The 13,878-nt window shown below is 42.9% G+C and carries 17 protein-coding genes; 1 reads left to right on the top strand and 16 read right to left on the bottom strand.

Annotated features, from left to right (window positions below; all coding sequences use genetic code 11):
- Positions 1-13 precede the first annotated feature (13 nt).
- The 8 genes from SRA_RS00520 to SRA_RS00485 form a co-directional block, all read right to left on the bottom strand.
- A complete protein-coding gene (locus SRA_RS00520; RefSeq protein ID WP_003086374.1) occupies positions 14-268 on the bottom strand; it encodes a DUF896 family protein in 255 nt (84 codons plus the stop codon).
- Positions 269-278: 10 nt separating this feature from the next.
- Complete coding sequence (gene glyS / locus SRA_RS00515) at positions 279-2,315, bottom strand: glycine--tRNA ligase subunit beta (protein ID WP_003086372.1); 2,037 nt, start codon at positions 2,313-2,315, stop codon at positions 279-281.
- Positions 2,315-3,232 carry a glycine--tRNA ligase subunit alpha gene (gene glyQ, locus SRA_RS00510; RefSeq protein ID WP_003086370.1) on the bottom strand — a complete coding sequence of 306 codons (918 nt, stop codon included), beginning with the start codon at positions 3,230-3,232 and terminating at the stop codon, positions 2,315-2,317. The genes glyS and glyQ overlap by 1 nt, the downstream gene beginning before the upstream one ends.
- Before the next feature lie 359 nt (positions 3,233-3,591).
- Positions 3,592-4,743, bottom strand: coding sequence for an N-acetylglucosamine-6-phosphate deacetylase (gene nagA / locus SRA_RS00505; RefSeq protein WP_003086368.1), 1,152 nt, complete (start codon positions 4,741-4,743; stop codon positions 3,592-3,594).
- A gap of 69 nt (positions 4,744-4,812) precedes the next feature.
- Positions 4,813-5,220 carry a DUF3021 domain-containing protein gene (locus SRA_RS00500; RefSeq protein WP_003086366.1) on the bottom strand — a complete coding sequence of 136 codons (408 nt, stop codon included), beginning with the start codon at positions 5,218-5,220 and terminating at the stop codon, positions 4,813-4,815.
- Positions 5,221-5,233: 13 nt separating this feature from the next.
- Positions 5,234-5,659 carry a LytTR family DNA-binding domain-containing protein gene (locus SRA_RS00495; protein WP_037609853.1) on the bottom strand — a complete coding sequence of 142 codons (426 nt, stop codon included), beginning with the start codon at positions 5,657-5,659 and terminating at the stop codon, positions 5,234-5,236.
- A gap of 46 nt (positions 5,660-5,705) precedes the next feature.
- Positions 5,706-6,563, bottom strand: a complete 858-nt coding sequence (locus SRA_RS00490; RefSeq protein ID WP_003086362.1) for an ABC transporter permease — start codon at positions 6,561-6,563, stop codon at positions 5,706-5,708.
- The gene (locus tag SRA_RS00485) at positions 6,564-7,430 is read right to left on the bottom strand and encodes an ABC transporter ATP-binding protein (RefSeq protein ID WP_003086361.1); all 867 of its coding nucleotides are present in this window, start codon (positions 7,428-7,430) and stop codon (positions 6,564-6,566) included.
- Positions 7,431-7,682: 252 nt separating this feature from the next.
- Here SRA_RS00485 and SRA_RS00480 point away from each other — a divergent pair, with 252 nt between their 5' ends.
- Positions 7,683-8,189, top strand: coding sequence for a YgjV family protein (locus SRA_RS00480; protein ID WP_174267022.1), 507 nt, complete (start codon positions 7,683-7,685; stop codon positions 8,187-8,189).
- A gap of 285 nt (positions 8,190-8,474) precedes the next feature.
- On the opposite strand, the gene SRA_RS00475 is transcribed toward SRA_RS00480, so the two are convergent.
- From SRA_RS00475 to rbfA, 8 genes are all read right to left on the bottom strand, one after another.
- Positions 8,475-9,302: a Cof-type HAD-IIB family hydrolase gene (locus tag SRA_RS00475; protein ID WP_003086358.1), complete on the bottom strand. Its 828-nt coding sequence runs from the start codon at positions 9,300-9,302 to the stop codon at positions 8,475-8,477.
- 178 nt (positions 9,303-9,480) lie between these two features.
- A complete protein-coding gene (copZ, locus tag SRA_RS00470; protein WP_003086356.1) occupies positions 9,481-9,684 on the bottom strand; it encodes a copper chaperone CopZ in 204 nt (67 codons plus the stop codon).
- A gap of 13 nt (positions 9,685-9,697) precedes the next feature.
- Positions 9,698-11,926 (bottom strand): heavy metal translocating P-type ATPase, encoded by a 2,229-nt coding sequence (locus SRA_RS00465; protein ID WP_003086354.1) that lies wholly within the window; start codon positions 11,924-11,926, stop codon positions 9,698-9,700.
- A complete protein-coding gene (locus tag SRA_RS00460; RefSeq protein ID WP_003086352.1) occupies positions 11,923-12,366 on the bottom strand; it encodes a CopY/TcrY family copper transport repressor in 444 nt (147 codons plus the stop codon). Before SRA_RS00460 ends, SRA_RS00465 begins: the two co-directional genes overlap by 4 nt.
- Positions 12,367-12,538: 172 nt before the next feature.
- Positions 12,539-12,754 carry a hypothetical protein gene (locus SRA_RS00455; RefSeq protein ID WP_003086350.1) on the bottom strand — a complete coding sequence of 72 codons (216 nt, stop codon included), beginning with the start codon at positions 12,752-12,754 and terminating at the stop codon, positions 12,539-12,541.
- A gap of 85 nt (positions 12,755-12,839) precedes the next feature.
- Entirely contained in the window at positions 12,840-12,992 is a 153-nt protein-coding gene (locus SRA_RS09850) for a bacteriocin (RefSeq protein ID WP_126417904.1), read from the bottom strand.
- Positions 12,993-13,009: 17 nt separating this feature from the next.
- Positions 13,010-13,204 carry a Blp family class II bacteriocin gene (locus tag SRA_RS00450; protein WP_003086346.1) on the bottom strand — a complete coding sequence of 65 codons (195 nt, stop codon included), beginning with the start codon at positions 13,202-13,204 and terminating at the stop codon, positions 13,010-13,012.
- Positions 13,205-13,526: 322 nt separating this feature from the next.
- The gene (gene rbfA, locus SRA_RS00445; RefSeq protein WP_003086344.1) at positions 13,527-13,877 is read right to left on the bottom strand and encodes a 30S ribosome-binding factor RbfA; all 351 of its coding nucleotides are present in this window, start codon (positions 13,875-13,877) and stop codon (positions 13,527-13,529) included.
- Position 13,878 lies beyond the last annotated feature (1 nt).

Below are 13,878 nucleotides of genomic sequence, written 5' to 3'. Positions count from 1 at the left end.
CTTTTTATGATTTTTAGCTCTTATCTCCCGGTTTTCTGCCGTGAATACCTTTTTGGCGCTGAATTTCTTTGAGCTTTTCAGGCGTAATATCTTTCCCTTCCTCATCTACAATTTTGAGGCCTTCAATATGATGGCGGAAACTCCGTCGGTAGCCTTCAATATATTCTTCACGCAGTTTGGCCTGCTCAACTTTTTCTTCACCGGTCAGCCCTTCTGTTTTTTTCTTACGGGCCAGTTCATTGATGCGGTCAATTTTGGCTTGTTCCATAAATCTTCTCCTATTTCGTATTAATCTCATTAAAGGCCGCAATGGTCTTAGCTTTTTCTCCTAAAGCAGCAAGAAGGGCCAAACGATTATTTCTGACAGCCTCATCTTCTGCCATAACCATGGTATGGTCAAAAAAGGCATCAATAATCGGACTAAGAGCAAAAAGTCTGTCAACATTTTCTGTCATGTCTTCTGTAAAATGAAGTTCCGTCACAGCATCGTAGAGCTCTTGCTCGTGGTCATTTTCAAAAATGCTGGTATCTACTGATTGGTTGCCTGCTTTTTCGGCCAAATTAAAGACGCGGGAGAGGCTTTCCACAGAAACTTTAAAATTAGGATCCTTGGATTTTTCGGTCAGCGTTGCTGCCGCCTCAACCTGCAAACGAACAATGTGAGTTGAGCTATCAAGCACTGCTTCTCTAATATCTTTTGGTACAGACGCATCAATCATTTTCTCAACACGGCCGCGGATAAAGTCCATAACATCGGACTGATTTTGATAGACCAAACTGTCAAAATTCAGCTGATACAAATTAGCAATCAAATCGTCCAGCGGAATTTCCCAGCCAAATTTATCCAAGATACGAACAATTCCTTGGGTAGCACGGCGAAGCGCATAAGGATCATTAGAGCCGCTTGGAATGAGACCGACTGAAAAGAAGGATAACAGAGTATCTAACTTATCAGCAATCGCAAGAATTGCCCCAACCTTAGTATCAGGAAGTTCTCCTTCACTGCTGGTCGGCAGATAATGCTCACGGATAGCAGCCGCAACAGCCCGATTTTCTCCAGCTAAGACAGCATACTTTTCACCCATGATCCCTTGCAGTTCATCAAATTCACCTACCATACCTGTCAAAAGATCAAACTTATAGATGCTGGCTGCACGCTCTACCTGCGCTTTTTCTTCCTCTGTCAAATCTGATAAGTCTGACAGATAAGCCGCAATGCTCTTAGTTCGCATCATATGCTCATACAAGGAGCCAATCTTTTCATGGAATGTAACTAATTTTAATTTGTCTACTAAGTCAGCAATCTGCAGTTTTTGGTCTTCCCGCCAGAAAAACTCACCGTCTTCCAGCCGCGCCAGAAGAACTTTTTCATTTCCCTTAATAACATTATCAATAAACTGATCATTACCATTGCGAACGGAAATAAAATTTGGCAGAAGCTTGCCCGCTTGATCACAGACAACAAAGTAGCGCTGATGCGTTTTCATCGAGGTTACCAAGACTTCTTCGGGCAATTCTAAATATTTCTGATCAAAACGGCCCATAAAAGCAGTCGGATATTCAACCAGATTGAGGACTTCATTTAACAAATCTTCATCGATTTCAACACTGACATTGTAGGTTTGTTCAATGTTTCTGATTTGCTCAATGATCATATCCTCACGCTTAGCAGCGCTGGCAATAACGAATTCTGCTTCAAGGTCTTCTTCATAGGAATCTGCTGAAGCAATTTGTGCTGCTTTGCCCAGAAAACGGTGCCCGCGGCTGGTGCGGCCGGAAGTAATATCAAGAAAATCAAGATCTAGCTCTTCATCATCTAAAAGCACCACAAGCGTATGAACAGGTCGGATATATTCAAAGGTATGGTTAGCCCAATGCATATTGACAGGAAAAGTCAGTGATTTCAGCACATCAATGATGCCCGTAAGGACTTCCTTGACCGGTTTTCCAGCTTCATTTTTCGTCACATAAGCATATTCTTCGCCATTTACACTGCGAAATTCGATATCAGCCGTGGTTAAACCCTTGCCGCGCACAAAACCTTGGGCTGCTTTAGTGAAGTTGCCGTCAGCATCCAGAGCAATTTTTTTAGACGGTCCCTTGAAATCTTCAGAGTAGTCACTTTGCTGATCAGCCAAATTAACCACGCGGACAGCCAAACGGCGAGGCGTTGAAAACATTTCGATTTTTTCAAACGACAGACGGTTCTCATCTAAAAACTGTCCCATTTTCTGCCGCAGCTGCTTCATGCTTGGCTTGACAGTATAAGCAGGCATTTCTTCCAGTCCAAGCTCTACTAGTAAATTTTTCGTCATTATTCTGCGTCCTCCTTTAAGAGTTGTGCTCGGGTTTCCTCATCCAACAGCGGATAGCCTAAACGCTTGCGCTCAGCTACGAAGGTCTTAGCTACGATACGGGCAAGATTGCGAATACGGGCAATATAGCCGGCGCGCTCGGTAACAGATACGGCGCCTCTGGCATCCAGCAAATTGAATGTGTGCGAACATTTGAGCACGTAATCATAGGCAGGATGCACCAAGTGCTCATCAAGACAGCGCTTGGCTTCTGCTTCATATTTCTCAAAATTCTCAAGCAGCATTTCCTGATCGCTGACTTCAAAACTGTATTTGGAATGCTCAAATTCTGGCTGCTTGAAAATTTCGCCATATTTGACTCCTGGCGACCACTCAATTTCATATACCGAGTCCACTTCCTGAATATAAGAAGCTAGACGTTCCAAGCCGTAAGTGACTTCGGCTGTGACGGGCTGAGTTGCTAAACCACCGACTTGCTGGAAATAGGTAAATTGGGTAATCTCCATCCCATCCAGCCATACTTCCCAGCCCAGACCCGCAGATCCTGTTGACGGGTTTTCCCAGTTGTCCTCAACAAAACGAATGTCATGCTCTAAAGGATTGATGCCTAGCACTTCCAAACTTTGAAGATAGAGTTCCTGAATGTTTGACGGGCTAGGTTTCATGACTACCTGAAACTGGTGATGCTGATAAAGACGGTTGGGGTTCTCGCCATAACGGCCATCTGCAGGACGGCGGGAAGGCTCTACATAGGCGGCATTCCACGGCTCTGGTCCAATGGCTCGCAGGAACGTATAAGGACTCATAGTCCCAGCTCCCTTTTCATTGTCATAGGCCTGCATGAGCATACAGCCCTGGTCATTCCAGAATTGTTGCAGGGTTAAAATAATTTCTTGGAAGGTTAGTTTTTTAGACATGTCGTCCTCCTTTTGTTGTAAAATCGCTAGCGCTAGGAAATCAAAAGAACCACGTCCATTCACCTCCCATGCCAACTGACATAGGGGCGTCTGAAACGCGGTTCCACCCTAATTTTTTACTTCATTTTATATGGATTACAGTAATAAAGAAAGCTCCAATCATTCCAATCTCATATCTGGCTTGCACCGACCCAGACTCGCTTGAAAAAGATTCTGAAATGATACTCTTTCACGACAGCTATTATAGCAAAAAATGATGAAATTGTCTAACGAATCGTCAGAGAATGAAATAGTTCCGGAATTAAAGCTTAACGAAACTTTGTTATGAACTTTTTGCAGCTTTTCTCAACAATAATATTTTAAGCCTTTTTCCATGCTATTTCACCGCCCAAATAGGTGGCCATAAGGTTCAAATCATGGTCCAAAACGATAAAATCAGCCTGATGCCCGGCCTTAATCTGACCACATCGATCATCAATGCCAACTGATTTTGCCGGAATGAGACTGGCCATACGAACAGCCTCAGCTTTGTTGGCAATCCCCCAGTCAGCAACGTTTTTGACAGCGTCTTTTAGCTCCAAAACGGATCCTGCAAGATTGCCGCCCTCCTTAAGCCGTGCTGTGCCATTTGCCACAATAACCGGAAATTCTCCCAGCATATAATCCCCGTCTGCAAGGCCTCCGGCACTCATACAGTCAGTAATGAGAGCTACCTGATGATGCCCCTTTTGCTTCATCAAAATATCGCAGGCTACCGGTGTTACATGGTGGCCGTCACAAATAAGCTCCGCATAGGTGTTGGGCAGGCTGTAAACAGCTCCTAGCATGCCTGGTTCGCGGTGGCTGAGCCCTCGCATGCCATTATAAGCATGCACCCAGACATTGGCACCCGCTTCAACAGCTTCAACAGCCTGCTGATAGGTCGCGTTGGAGTGTCCCAAAGCGACTGTCACCCCTTTTTCTCTGGCATAAGGGATGAATTCTTCGCTGCCTTCTCGCTCCGGTGCGATGGCTATCTTCCTTAAAAGGCCCTGACTAGCTGTCAGCCAGGCATCCAGTTCCTGACAGCTGGGATTGCGCATATAAGCTGTATTTTGCGCTCCTTTATAGGTTTCCGTAAAGTAAGGTCCTTCAAAATAAAGGCCTTGAATCTTAGCCCCTGTTTCTTGACCTGCAAATTCTGCTGCGGTCTGACAAATGGCCTTCAGTTTCTCAAATGAAGCTGTCAAGGCTGTCGGTAAGAAGCTTGTTACGCCGGCCGCAAGCAAAGCCTGACTCATCTTTTCCAGAGAAGCTCCGCTATTGTCCATCGTATCAGCCCCGGCATAGCCGTGAATATGGGTATCAACCAAACCCGGTGCTACTGAATAGCCTGTACAGTCAATAATATCGGCTTCCTGCGGCACTTCGCTCTGCCATTGTCCAAAACAGCCATCTGTAATTTCCAGAAAACCGCTTCCCTTAACTTCATAGGGGTAAAAAAAGCTATCAGCTTTAATATATTTTGTCATCAAAAAATGCCTCCATTTCCTTTATATTATACAGTAAATTTCTGGCTTTATAAATAAAAAATCAGGAGTTTACTGCTCCTGATTTTTTGACTGGTGGCGCTTTGACAAAGCTTGATTGATTTTTTGAGTTTTGAGGTAGATATCCAAACGTACCATGCCCCATATAAGCACGTAGATTAAAAAATAATCAAGCCAAAACCGCGGCAGAACTAGAACTTCCTGCCAGCCATTGTAAATCATCATAGCTGAAACAAGGGCAAAAGTGGTTAAACAGTGGACAGTCAAAAGCAGCAGAAATGAGAAGCGCTCACTTTCGAATATCAGACTGACAAGTCCAATGACAGCACTCATGACTAAAATACTAATAATATTGCTTTTGCTGGCTGGTGATTGCTGAATATCCAAAAGAAGGACCAAGAGGTAGGCAAGACTGCCTGTACGAAGTCCTGACAGCATAGCACTGAATACTTTTTTCATCCCGATTTCCTTTCTAAAGTCCCAGCTGAGCCATCAGCAGTTTGACGTACTTGCGGCTCACGCTGGACTTAATATTGTTGCTTAACTTGGCCATCATATTTCCTGAAAAACTGTCAGACAGCGATTCCAGATGGTCAAGGTTAATCAGGGCATGCTTTGAAATCTGAACAAAATTAGATTTATTCAGCCGGTTTAAAAAATGAACCAGTGTTTCTGTTGTCGTATAAACGCCCTTTAAGGTATAAATTTTCAGGGTTGTTTGACTGACATCGGCCAATATAATTTCACTGAGTTTGAGCATGATGATTTTGTCCATACTCTTGATAGGAACAACAGTGCTTGCAGTCAGTTGATAGTTATTAATATAATCAAGCAACCGCTGAATATCGTCCGTTTTTTCTGCTGCCTTGACCAAAACAAGGGGAGTGTGGGCCGGAATTTACGAATCCAGCTCAAATTGACTTTTTACCACCTAATCTTCCTCTCTAAACAAGGACTCGGCGCTGCATCAGAGCATTTTGTAAGCTGAACAGAACAAGTCCAATCGCTAAGATACCTACCACTATATAGTAGGTCTGAACATTTGTCAATAAATCCTGCCAATCTAAGCGTATTCCCATTAGCTTTTCAAAGTGCTCTCTGGCGCTGCTTTGACTGAAATTATTTTTGAGGGTATCTGCCATGAGCACCTGTCTGAATAAAGAAGCGATATAAGCTCCCGGTGTACATTTCATCAGGGTCTGCGCAAAATCCGGAAGTGCACCGATCGGAACGTAAGTTCCCACAAGAAAACCTGAGGCAGCCCCAAAAACAGTCGCCAGTTTGCCGAGATTATCGACTGAACCCATACGGCTGACCAAAAGAGCATTAAGCAGGGTTGAGATAAGAGTATTTAAAAGCATGACAGCAAGGAGCTGAGGCCACACAGACCAAGAAAGGCTGACCTGATCCGCCATATAAAAGTAGCTTCCCATAATAGCAAGCATAATCAGCTGCATGACAAAACCAATAAAGGCTGCGCTGAGAATATAGCTGAAAGACAAGGGCCAGTAGCCAAGATCGGTAATGAGGAGATCCTGGCGTACATGGCTTTCCTTATCCTTTGTCCACTGAGACAGACTGGATAAGGTAGTGGTAATCCCTGTAATAGCCAGTGTTCCTCCCATCAGCCAAGTGTCTAAAAGCTGATTGGTATCATCAATACGCGACCAAGAAGATTCAATATTGTCTTTGAGAAAAACCAGATAAAGAATAAAAGAAATAAGGGCTCCCATAAGCGAGAAGATCACACCGCTGCGATTGCGGAAATAAAGAATACAATTGCGTTTTATTAAAGCTAACATTTAACGTACCTCCCGTCCAGTTAAGGTCATAAAAGCATCATCCATTGTGCCGGGACGAAATTCAAAATTGTGAATTAACCCTCGGCAGCTGCTAAGAATATCCATAGCAAGTTCGGCCGTTTCAGGTCTTAAAATGACTTCATTTTCTCCGACTTGCTCAATCAGACTGTCATCCCGCAGATGATCGAGAAGATTGTTCATCTGTTCACTGTGCAGTTTAAGGATATTTTGGGCATATTTTCCCTTGATGAAACTGGCTGTTCCCTGCGCAATCACCTGTCCGTGATCAACAATATAGACCATATCAGCACTGTCTGCTTCATCCAGATAATGAGTTGTTAAAACAATAGTCATCTTATCTCTTTCCTGAAGCTGATTTAGCAAATCCCAGATCGCCTGCCGAGTCTGAATGTCAAGGCCAGTTGTCGGCTCATCCAAAAAGAGAATATCAGGGTTGTTCAGCAGAGCACGCGCAATATCAACACGTCTTTTCTGCCCTCCTGACAGGCTTCCGTAAGCTTGATTGATAAAAGGCGTCAGCCCTAGTTTGTCAGCAAGTTCCTCTATTCTTTTAGGAGCCATATCTTTATACTGGCGCGCCCGAATGTGTAAGTTTTCTCTAACAGTCAGCATATCATCTAAAACACTGTTTTGAAAAACCACACCGATTTTTGCCTTTTGAGTGTAAATGACTCTGCCGGCATCAGGCTGGGAGAGGCCGATGAGCATTTGGATCGTAGAAGATTTCCCTGCACCATTAGGGCCTAAAATAGCGGTAAAGCTCCCCTTTTCAATGTCCACATTGAGATTATTAACCGCAATATGTTTGCCGTAAGTTTTTACGAGGTTTTGAGTTGTGAGTAGCATAATGAACTCCTTTCTTATCTATCTGACTACAGTCTAACAAAAGCTCACTCAAAAATCTCAGCTTTTTGGACAAGAGGTCAAAATACAAGGATAAGACGCTGAATAAGGAAAATGAAATTTTGCCTAGGCAGAACTCACGAGCGGGATGAGGGGTGAGGGGTTGGCTTTTTGAATTCTTTTCCTTATAATAAGGAGTACTGACACATGAAAGCTTCTTCTGTGTTCATCTCAACAATAAAGCGGTGATGATTAATGAGACTTCCTATAGCAATGATCTTTTCCAGTCTGGGCGCTTTTTGCCTGGCCTATTCTTCTTTTACCAAAAATAAGCAGCAGATGCTGATCTGGCAAATCAGCGATTATATTTTTACCATTATAGCCAACCTCCTTTTAGGCGGCTATACAGGTGCCCTGACTATCAGCATCTCCATCATCAGAAACACACTGATTATCAAAGAAAAAAACAGCAAATGGATCACCATTTGTCTGGTCTTAATTCAAATCAGCCTAGGCAGCTATGTTAATAATTTAGGTCTCATTGGTTATCTGCCTATCATCTCTTCGGTGTCTTATACCCTAACAACCTTTGTAACTTCTAAAATGCAGATTCTGCGCTGGCTCATCATAGAAAACATGCTGCTGTGGCTGGTCTATGATATCACCATCAAGGTCTATCCCGCTGTTTGTATGGATATTTTCATCAGTCTGTCAACACTTTTGGCCATTTATAAACACCAGCAGACCTCCCGAAAACTATAAAAAAGAGTGAGGAAAAATCAAATGTTTGAAATGCTTGATTTTTCCTCACTCTTTTATTTTTAGATTTGGGCAGAAATCATTTACTGGATAAGCTTAGGCCTCTTTCGCACAGCTGGTTAGATCAATCACATCATCTGCGGGTGTCAGCTGTGTCTGTCTCACTTTCGTCCCATTCTTAAAGCAAAGCCTTATTTAAGGCCAGTGTTATTAGCAGAAAGTCCCTGGCAGTTTTCTAACAGAGTTGCTCCAAGCTAAAAAGAACAGACAATTCCCGTGGTCAGTAAGTTACTCTTTCGTTTTTAAGACATATTTTTGGATAGCTTCAGCTACACCGGCTTCGTCGTTTGAACTAGTTATGGCATCTGCAATTTTTTTAATATCCTCAGCAGCATTTCCCATGGCAATGCTGAAGCCCGCTGCCTTCATCATTTCAAGATCGTTAGCCGCATCACCCAAGGCCACAATATCTTTGTCCTTTACATCTAATTTTTGAGCCAATTCCCTCAAACCGCTTGCCTTGGTAATGCCCTTGGGCATGGCTTCGAAAAGATAAGGCTGACTTCTAACCATGCTAAATTTGTCGGCCAATTCTGCTTCAAGGTCAGCCTGAAAGGTGTCTAAGACGTCAGGCTCTCCCATATACATGGCCTGAAAAACTGGTTTGTCTGCTGTTTTTACCTCTGCCAAAGAAACCGGCTTGGGCTCTGTGAAAACTAAGCTGGCATCATAAGCCACCAAATCCGGTACTTCATCAGCAAGTACCAAATAATCCACATCAGCAATCAAGGTCAGGTAAATTTCAGGATAGCCGTCTAAAAGGCTGTAGAGATACTGCACATCATGAAAGTCTAGGTTATGATAACTTAGGAGCTGCCAGTCCTCACGGATCGTGTGAAGAGAACAGCCGTTATTTAAAACAGCATATTCTTCCTCTGCCTTCAGCTCTAATTGATCAAAGTAGGGCTCCACTCCCTTTTGAATGCGGCCGGTACAAATGACAATCTTATGGCCTTTTTGAGCCGCTTCCTGAATGACATCAATATTTCTTTGGGAAAGCTCCTTTCGACTGTCTAAGAGCGTCCCATCCATATCAATAGCAATTAATTTAAGCACAATAATGACGACCTTTCCTAAATCAATCTACTGTCTAGTTTACCATATTTAAGCAAATAGCACATCCCATAATACAGCTGCCTATTCACTATTTTTCAGCATAAAATAAGCGAGAAAATTTCTGCACTGACAGTCTACCTTCTCGCTTTCTTTTTTGTTAAATCATTCCTTAAAACTACTAAACTTCTGCTCCTAATTCATACTTTGTTCCTTTTAGAGCACGTTTTAAAGACCATTTGCTGGGGCTGCCTGTTATGGTGACTTCTTTTTTATCGAGGTCAACTTTGACGCTGTCCACTTTTTTTAACTCTGAAAAACGTTTGATGACATTGTCAGCACAGCCCTGACATTTTAAACCGTTGATATGATATGTTTTTTCCATGATTGTTCTCCCTTTACAATTTTACAATTTTAAGACGCAGGGCATTTACAACAACAGAAACTGAACTAAAACTCATAGCCAGGCCCGCAATCATGGGATCAAGCAGCGGTCCACCAAAGAGGTAAAGCACACCCATCGCTATCGGAATGGATAAAATGTTGTAAATAAAAGCCCAGAATAAATTTTCTTTGATATTAATAATGGTCGCTCGGCTGATCTTGAGCGCCTTGACAATATCAAGCATAGCCGGTTTCATCAGGACAATATCTGCTGATTCCATAGCGATGTCTGTTCCGGATCCCATCGAAATTCCAATATCCGCTGTCGCAAGCGCCGGAGCGTCATTGATGCCGTCTCCAACCATGGCAACCTTCTTGCCTTTGGCCTGTAAATCAAGGATAGCTTGTGTTTTTTCCTGCGGCAGAACCTGACTGATTACAGAAGTAATGCCGACCTCTTTGGCAATCGCCTTAGCCGTCTCTTCATTGTCACCAGTCAGCATGACCACTTCAAGTCCCATATCTTGCAACGTTTTGACAGTCGTCTTACTGTCAGGCTTGACCTTATCCGCAATGGTAATCAAACCCAAAAGCTGACCGTCACCTGCAACAAAAATCGGCGTTTGTCCCTTAGCAGTTGCCCCCTTAAAATCGCTTTGAGCCTGTTCAAGAGAAATATGATTTTGCAGCATGAGCTTGTCATTGCCCACCAAAAGCTCTGTACCGGCCACACGGCCTTTGAGTCCAAAGCCTGTTAGCGAAGTGAAATCCTCAGCGTCAAGCAAAGTATTTCCTTCCTTTCGGGCATAGTCAACAACAGCCTGACTTAAAGGATGCTCAGACAGAGCTTCTAAGGACGCTGCCAGCTGCAGTACAGACGAATGAGAACTGTATGAAAAACTGTTAACAACTTCCGGCTTGCCCCGAGTGATGGTCCCCGTCTTATCAAAAACGATTGTATCAGTTTGATGAGCTAATTCCAGCACATCTCCGCGCTTATAGAGAATCCCATTTTCGGCAGCCCGGCCTGTACCTACCATAATAGCGGTCGGCGTTGCTAAACCCAAGGCACAAGGGCAGGCGATAACAAGAACAGCTACGCTGACTGTCATTGAAAAAGTGAAATCCTGTCCCATGACAAAATACCAAAACAGTCCTGTCAGCAGGGCAATTGCGATAATAACTGGGACAAAAACTGCCGAAACCTTATCAGCAATTTTGGCAATAGGAGCCTTAGTCTGCTGGGCATCTTCAACCAGCTTAATAATCTGAGACAGCAAAGTTTCACTGCCAACCTTTTCTGCTTCAAACACAAGACTCCCCTGACCGTTGATAGAACCGCCGTAAACTGGGCTGTCCGCTGTTTTTTCGATAGGAAGCGATTCTCCTGTCAGCATGGACTCATCAATAGCAGAACGACCAGAAAGTACGCGGCCGTCAACCGGAATCTTCTCTCCCGGTTTAACCAAGATATGATTACCAATTTCTACATCTTCAATCGGAATGCGGACTTCTTTGCCATCGCGAAGGATAATGGCTTCTTTTGCCGATAAATGCATCAGCTTTTTGATAGCATCTGACGTCCGGCCTTTAGATAGAGTTTCAAAGTATTTCCCCAAAGTAATCAAGGTCAAAATAACAGCTACCGATTCATAATAGAGATGGTGGGCATAGTGAACATGCCCCAAATAAATATGATAGGTTCCGTAAAGGCTGTAAAGAAAAGCCGCTGTTGTCGCTAAAGCAACAAGGGAATCCATATTGGGATGCCCTTTAAAAAACGAGCGAAAGCCATTGTCATAATAACGGCGGCCAAAGTACATGACAGGCAGGGTCAAAGCCAGCTGCACCAGCGCATAAATCATAGGGTGGCGGGACATATCCAAGAAACTTGGCACCCACATACCTATCATAGAGCCCATGGACAGATAAAGCAAAGGCACAGCAAACAGTGCCGACCAGAGGAATTTGCGCCACATGGTGTGTGTTGCCTCGTCCTGACGCTCTTCTTGAGATTTAGCTGTAGCTGGGTCAAAGACGCTGGCTCCGTAGCCCGCATCAGCGACAGCTTTTTCAATCTCTGCTTCAGAAATCTTGGCAGGATCATAATCAACCGTCATCTTCTCCGTGGTCAGATTGACTACTGCACTGTCCACATTATCCAGTTTTCTGACTGCATTCTCAACGGTCAGCGCACAGGAGGCACAGGTCATGCCGTCAATCAAAAATACTTCTTCACTCACTGTGACATCACCTCCAAGTGTTCGTGACAAGAACATTGCCCGACAATACAATTACACTTAACTTCAGGGACGGCATTTGCTTTTTTGGACAATAACAAAACTTCTAAGTCTTCAATATCAGACAAAGTCATGGGCGTCTCTTCAATTAAATGTTTCACCAAAGCTTGATTCTTCGTGACACAAATGCGTGAGAAAACTTCCGACACCTGCTGCTCCAGAGCTTCCTCTTCTGAAATTAAGCTGGAATAGATATATTTTCTTCCTTGACGCTGGCTGGTTACATAGCCTTTTTCTGATAAACGAGTGATTAACGTTTTAATCGTTGAAGCAGACCAACGATAGGCCCGACTCAGTACAGCAATGATTTCACTGCTGCTTGTTTTCTGTTTGGCCCAGACAACGCGCATCACTTCCCACTCTGCATTTGAAATAGTTGTCATTTAAGCTCCTCTCGTTGACATTTGTAGATATATTGTATTCTTTTTGTTTACAATTGTCAACAATAAACAGCTCAAAACAAAAGAACAGGACTTAATCCTGTTCAATGCAGAATTAAATCCTTCTAATTACTATTTGTCCAACTTTTTTGGAATCCGTGCACAGACAAACTATCTATTTTTTGATTTTGAGAACAATCCATTCGATTAATTCACTAAGAAATATTAGGAGTATAATAAGTAAACTCCCATCAATAAAGCTTGTTTTACTTGCTATGCTTATATAAATTCTCATGCCAACTGCTGCAATCAAACAAATGGCATAAATCGTTAACCTTTTTTTCTTTGCCCGAAGATGAGTAACTTTTGTTTGCTGTTCTCTTTTTCCCATCTGCATTCTTCCTTATACTACCACATCTATTTATTTTACTATAAATGTAAAGAGGGGAAAGCCCCTTATATTTATAAGTCTGTATTCAATGCAAAATATTATAAACAGTTTCACCAGCCATATAACCTACTTGATAAGCAAGCACTATCCCTTTCAAACTGGCTCCACCACCACTAATAGCTTGAAGTTCTTCATCGGTTAAGTCTACATAATTGAATGTTGTATTAGATTCCATCACTCTCTCCTCCTTTTTTCTTAGTGTTTATAACCATTATAGAAACCTACTCCTGCTGCACAACCATACACAGTACCAACAGGGCCAGCAAGCCAAACTCCTCCAAGACCACCAGCAACACAACCACCAATTACTCCTACGGCTCCGCCTCCTTCAACAGTAGCGAGCACTTGATTATCCATTGCTTCAAATTGTTCAAATGCCTTTGTATTCATAACAAAACTCTTCTTTCATTTTTTATCTTATCCCTTGGCCAAGAAACACCTATAGTATAGCTTATTTTAATCCGTTTGTGTGACGATTGTCGTAAATGGTATCAAATATGTCGTAAATGGGAAAAATAGCTCTTGATTTCTCAATAAAATATCCATTCACGACATATTTGGGGCCGTTCACGACATTCGCTTCAAGTCTTTTTGATACTAGGAAACAAAAGAAAAAGCCTTCATTGGACTTATAATCCTCACGAAGGCTTCGACACCTATTACCTGCTTTTGCAGCAGCTGACAAACAAAGGGAAAAATCGTTTTTGTTTGCTCAATTTCTTTTTTCCAAATCCCTAAGCATTTGGTCAATCTTATTACCATAGGCGATAGATTCATCTTTGATGAATGTCAAATCTGGAATTTTGTACATGGTTAGGTTTTTCCCTAATTCACGCTTGATGGTTCCTTTTGCTTTTTCAAGACCCAGCTGCGCTTTTTGTCTGTCAGAGGCCAGATCGCTCATAACAGTATAGTAAACCTTAGCCACAGACAGATCACCCAGCATTTGGACATCCGTTATCGTTACTCCTTGAACGCGCGGATCACGGACCTTCTTTTGCAAAATCTCGTTGACTTCACGTTTGATTTCCATACCAACACGGTCAATGCGATGATTAGCCATA

The organism is Streptococcus ratti FA-1 = DSM 20564 (assembly GCF_000286075.1).
GTDB lineage: Bacteria > Bacillota > Bacilli > Lactobacillales > Streptococcaceae > Streptococcus > Streptococcus ratti.
Note: the sequence above shows the minus strand (reverse complement) of the source record. Positions and strands in the feature narration are given on the sequence as shown.

Excerpts from the sequence above, each read along its gene's own strand:
- SRA_RS00460 (WP_003086352.1), bottom strand. The coding sequence starts at position 12,366 with ATGACAACTATTTCAAATGCAGAGTGGGAAGTGATGCGCGTTGTCTGG.
- SRA_RS00485 (WP_003086361.1), bottom strand. The coding sequence starts at position 7,430 with ATGCTACTCACAACTCAAAACCTCGTAAAAACTTACGGCAAACATATT.
- copZ (WP_003086356.1), bottom strand. The coding sequence starts at position 9,684 with ATGGAAAAAACATATCATATCAACGGTTTAAAATGTCAGGGCTGTGCT.
- SRA_RS00455 (WP_003086350.1), bottom strand. The coding sequence starts at position 12,754 with ATGGGAAAAAGAGAACAGCAAACAAAAGTTACTCATCTTCGGGCAAAG.
- nagA (WP_003086368.1), bottom strand. The coding sequence starts at position 4,743 with ATGACAAAATATATTAAAGCTGATAGCTTTTTTTACCCCTATGAAGTT.
- SRA_RS00480 (WP_174267022.1), top strand. The coding sequence starts at position 7,683 with ATGAGACTTCCTATAGCAATGATCTTTTCCAGTCTGGGCGCTTTTTGC.
- SRA_RS00520 (WP_003086374.1), bottom strand. The coding sequence starts at position 268 with ATGGAACAAGCCAAAATTGACCGCATCAATGAACTGGCCCGTAAGAAA.
- SRA_RS00500 (WP_003086366.1), bottom strand. The coding sequence starts at position 5,220 with ATGAAAAAAGTATTCAGTGCTATGCTGTCAGGACTTCGTACAGGCAGT.
- glyS (WP_003086372.1), bottom strand. The coding sequence starts at position 2,315 with ATGACGAAAAATTTACTAGTAGAGCTTGGACTGGAAGAAATGCCTGCT.
- rbfA (WP_003086344.1), bottom strand. The coding sequence starts at position 13,877 with ATGGCTAATCATCGCATTGACCGTGTTGGTATGGAAATCAAACGTGAA.
- SRA_RS00450 (WP_003086346.1), bottom strand. The coding sequence starts at position 13,204 with ATGAATACAAAGGCATTTGAACAATTTGAAGCAATGGATAATCAAGTG.
- glyQ (WP_003086370.1), bottom strand. The coding sequence starts at position 3,232 with ATGTCTAAAAAACTAACCTTCCAAGAAATTATTTTAACCCTGCAACAA.
- SRA_RS00490 (WP_003086362.1), bottom strand. The coding sequence starts at position 6,563 with ATGTTAGCTTTAATAAAACGCAATTGTATTCTTTATTTCCGCAATCGC.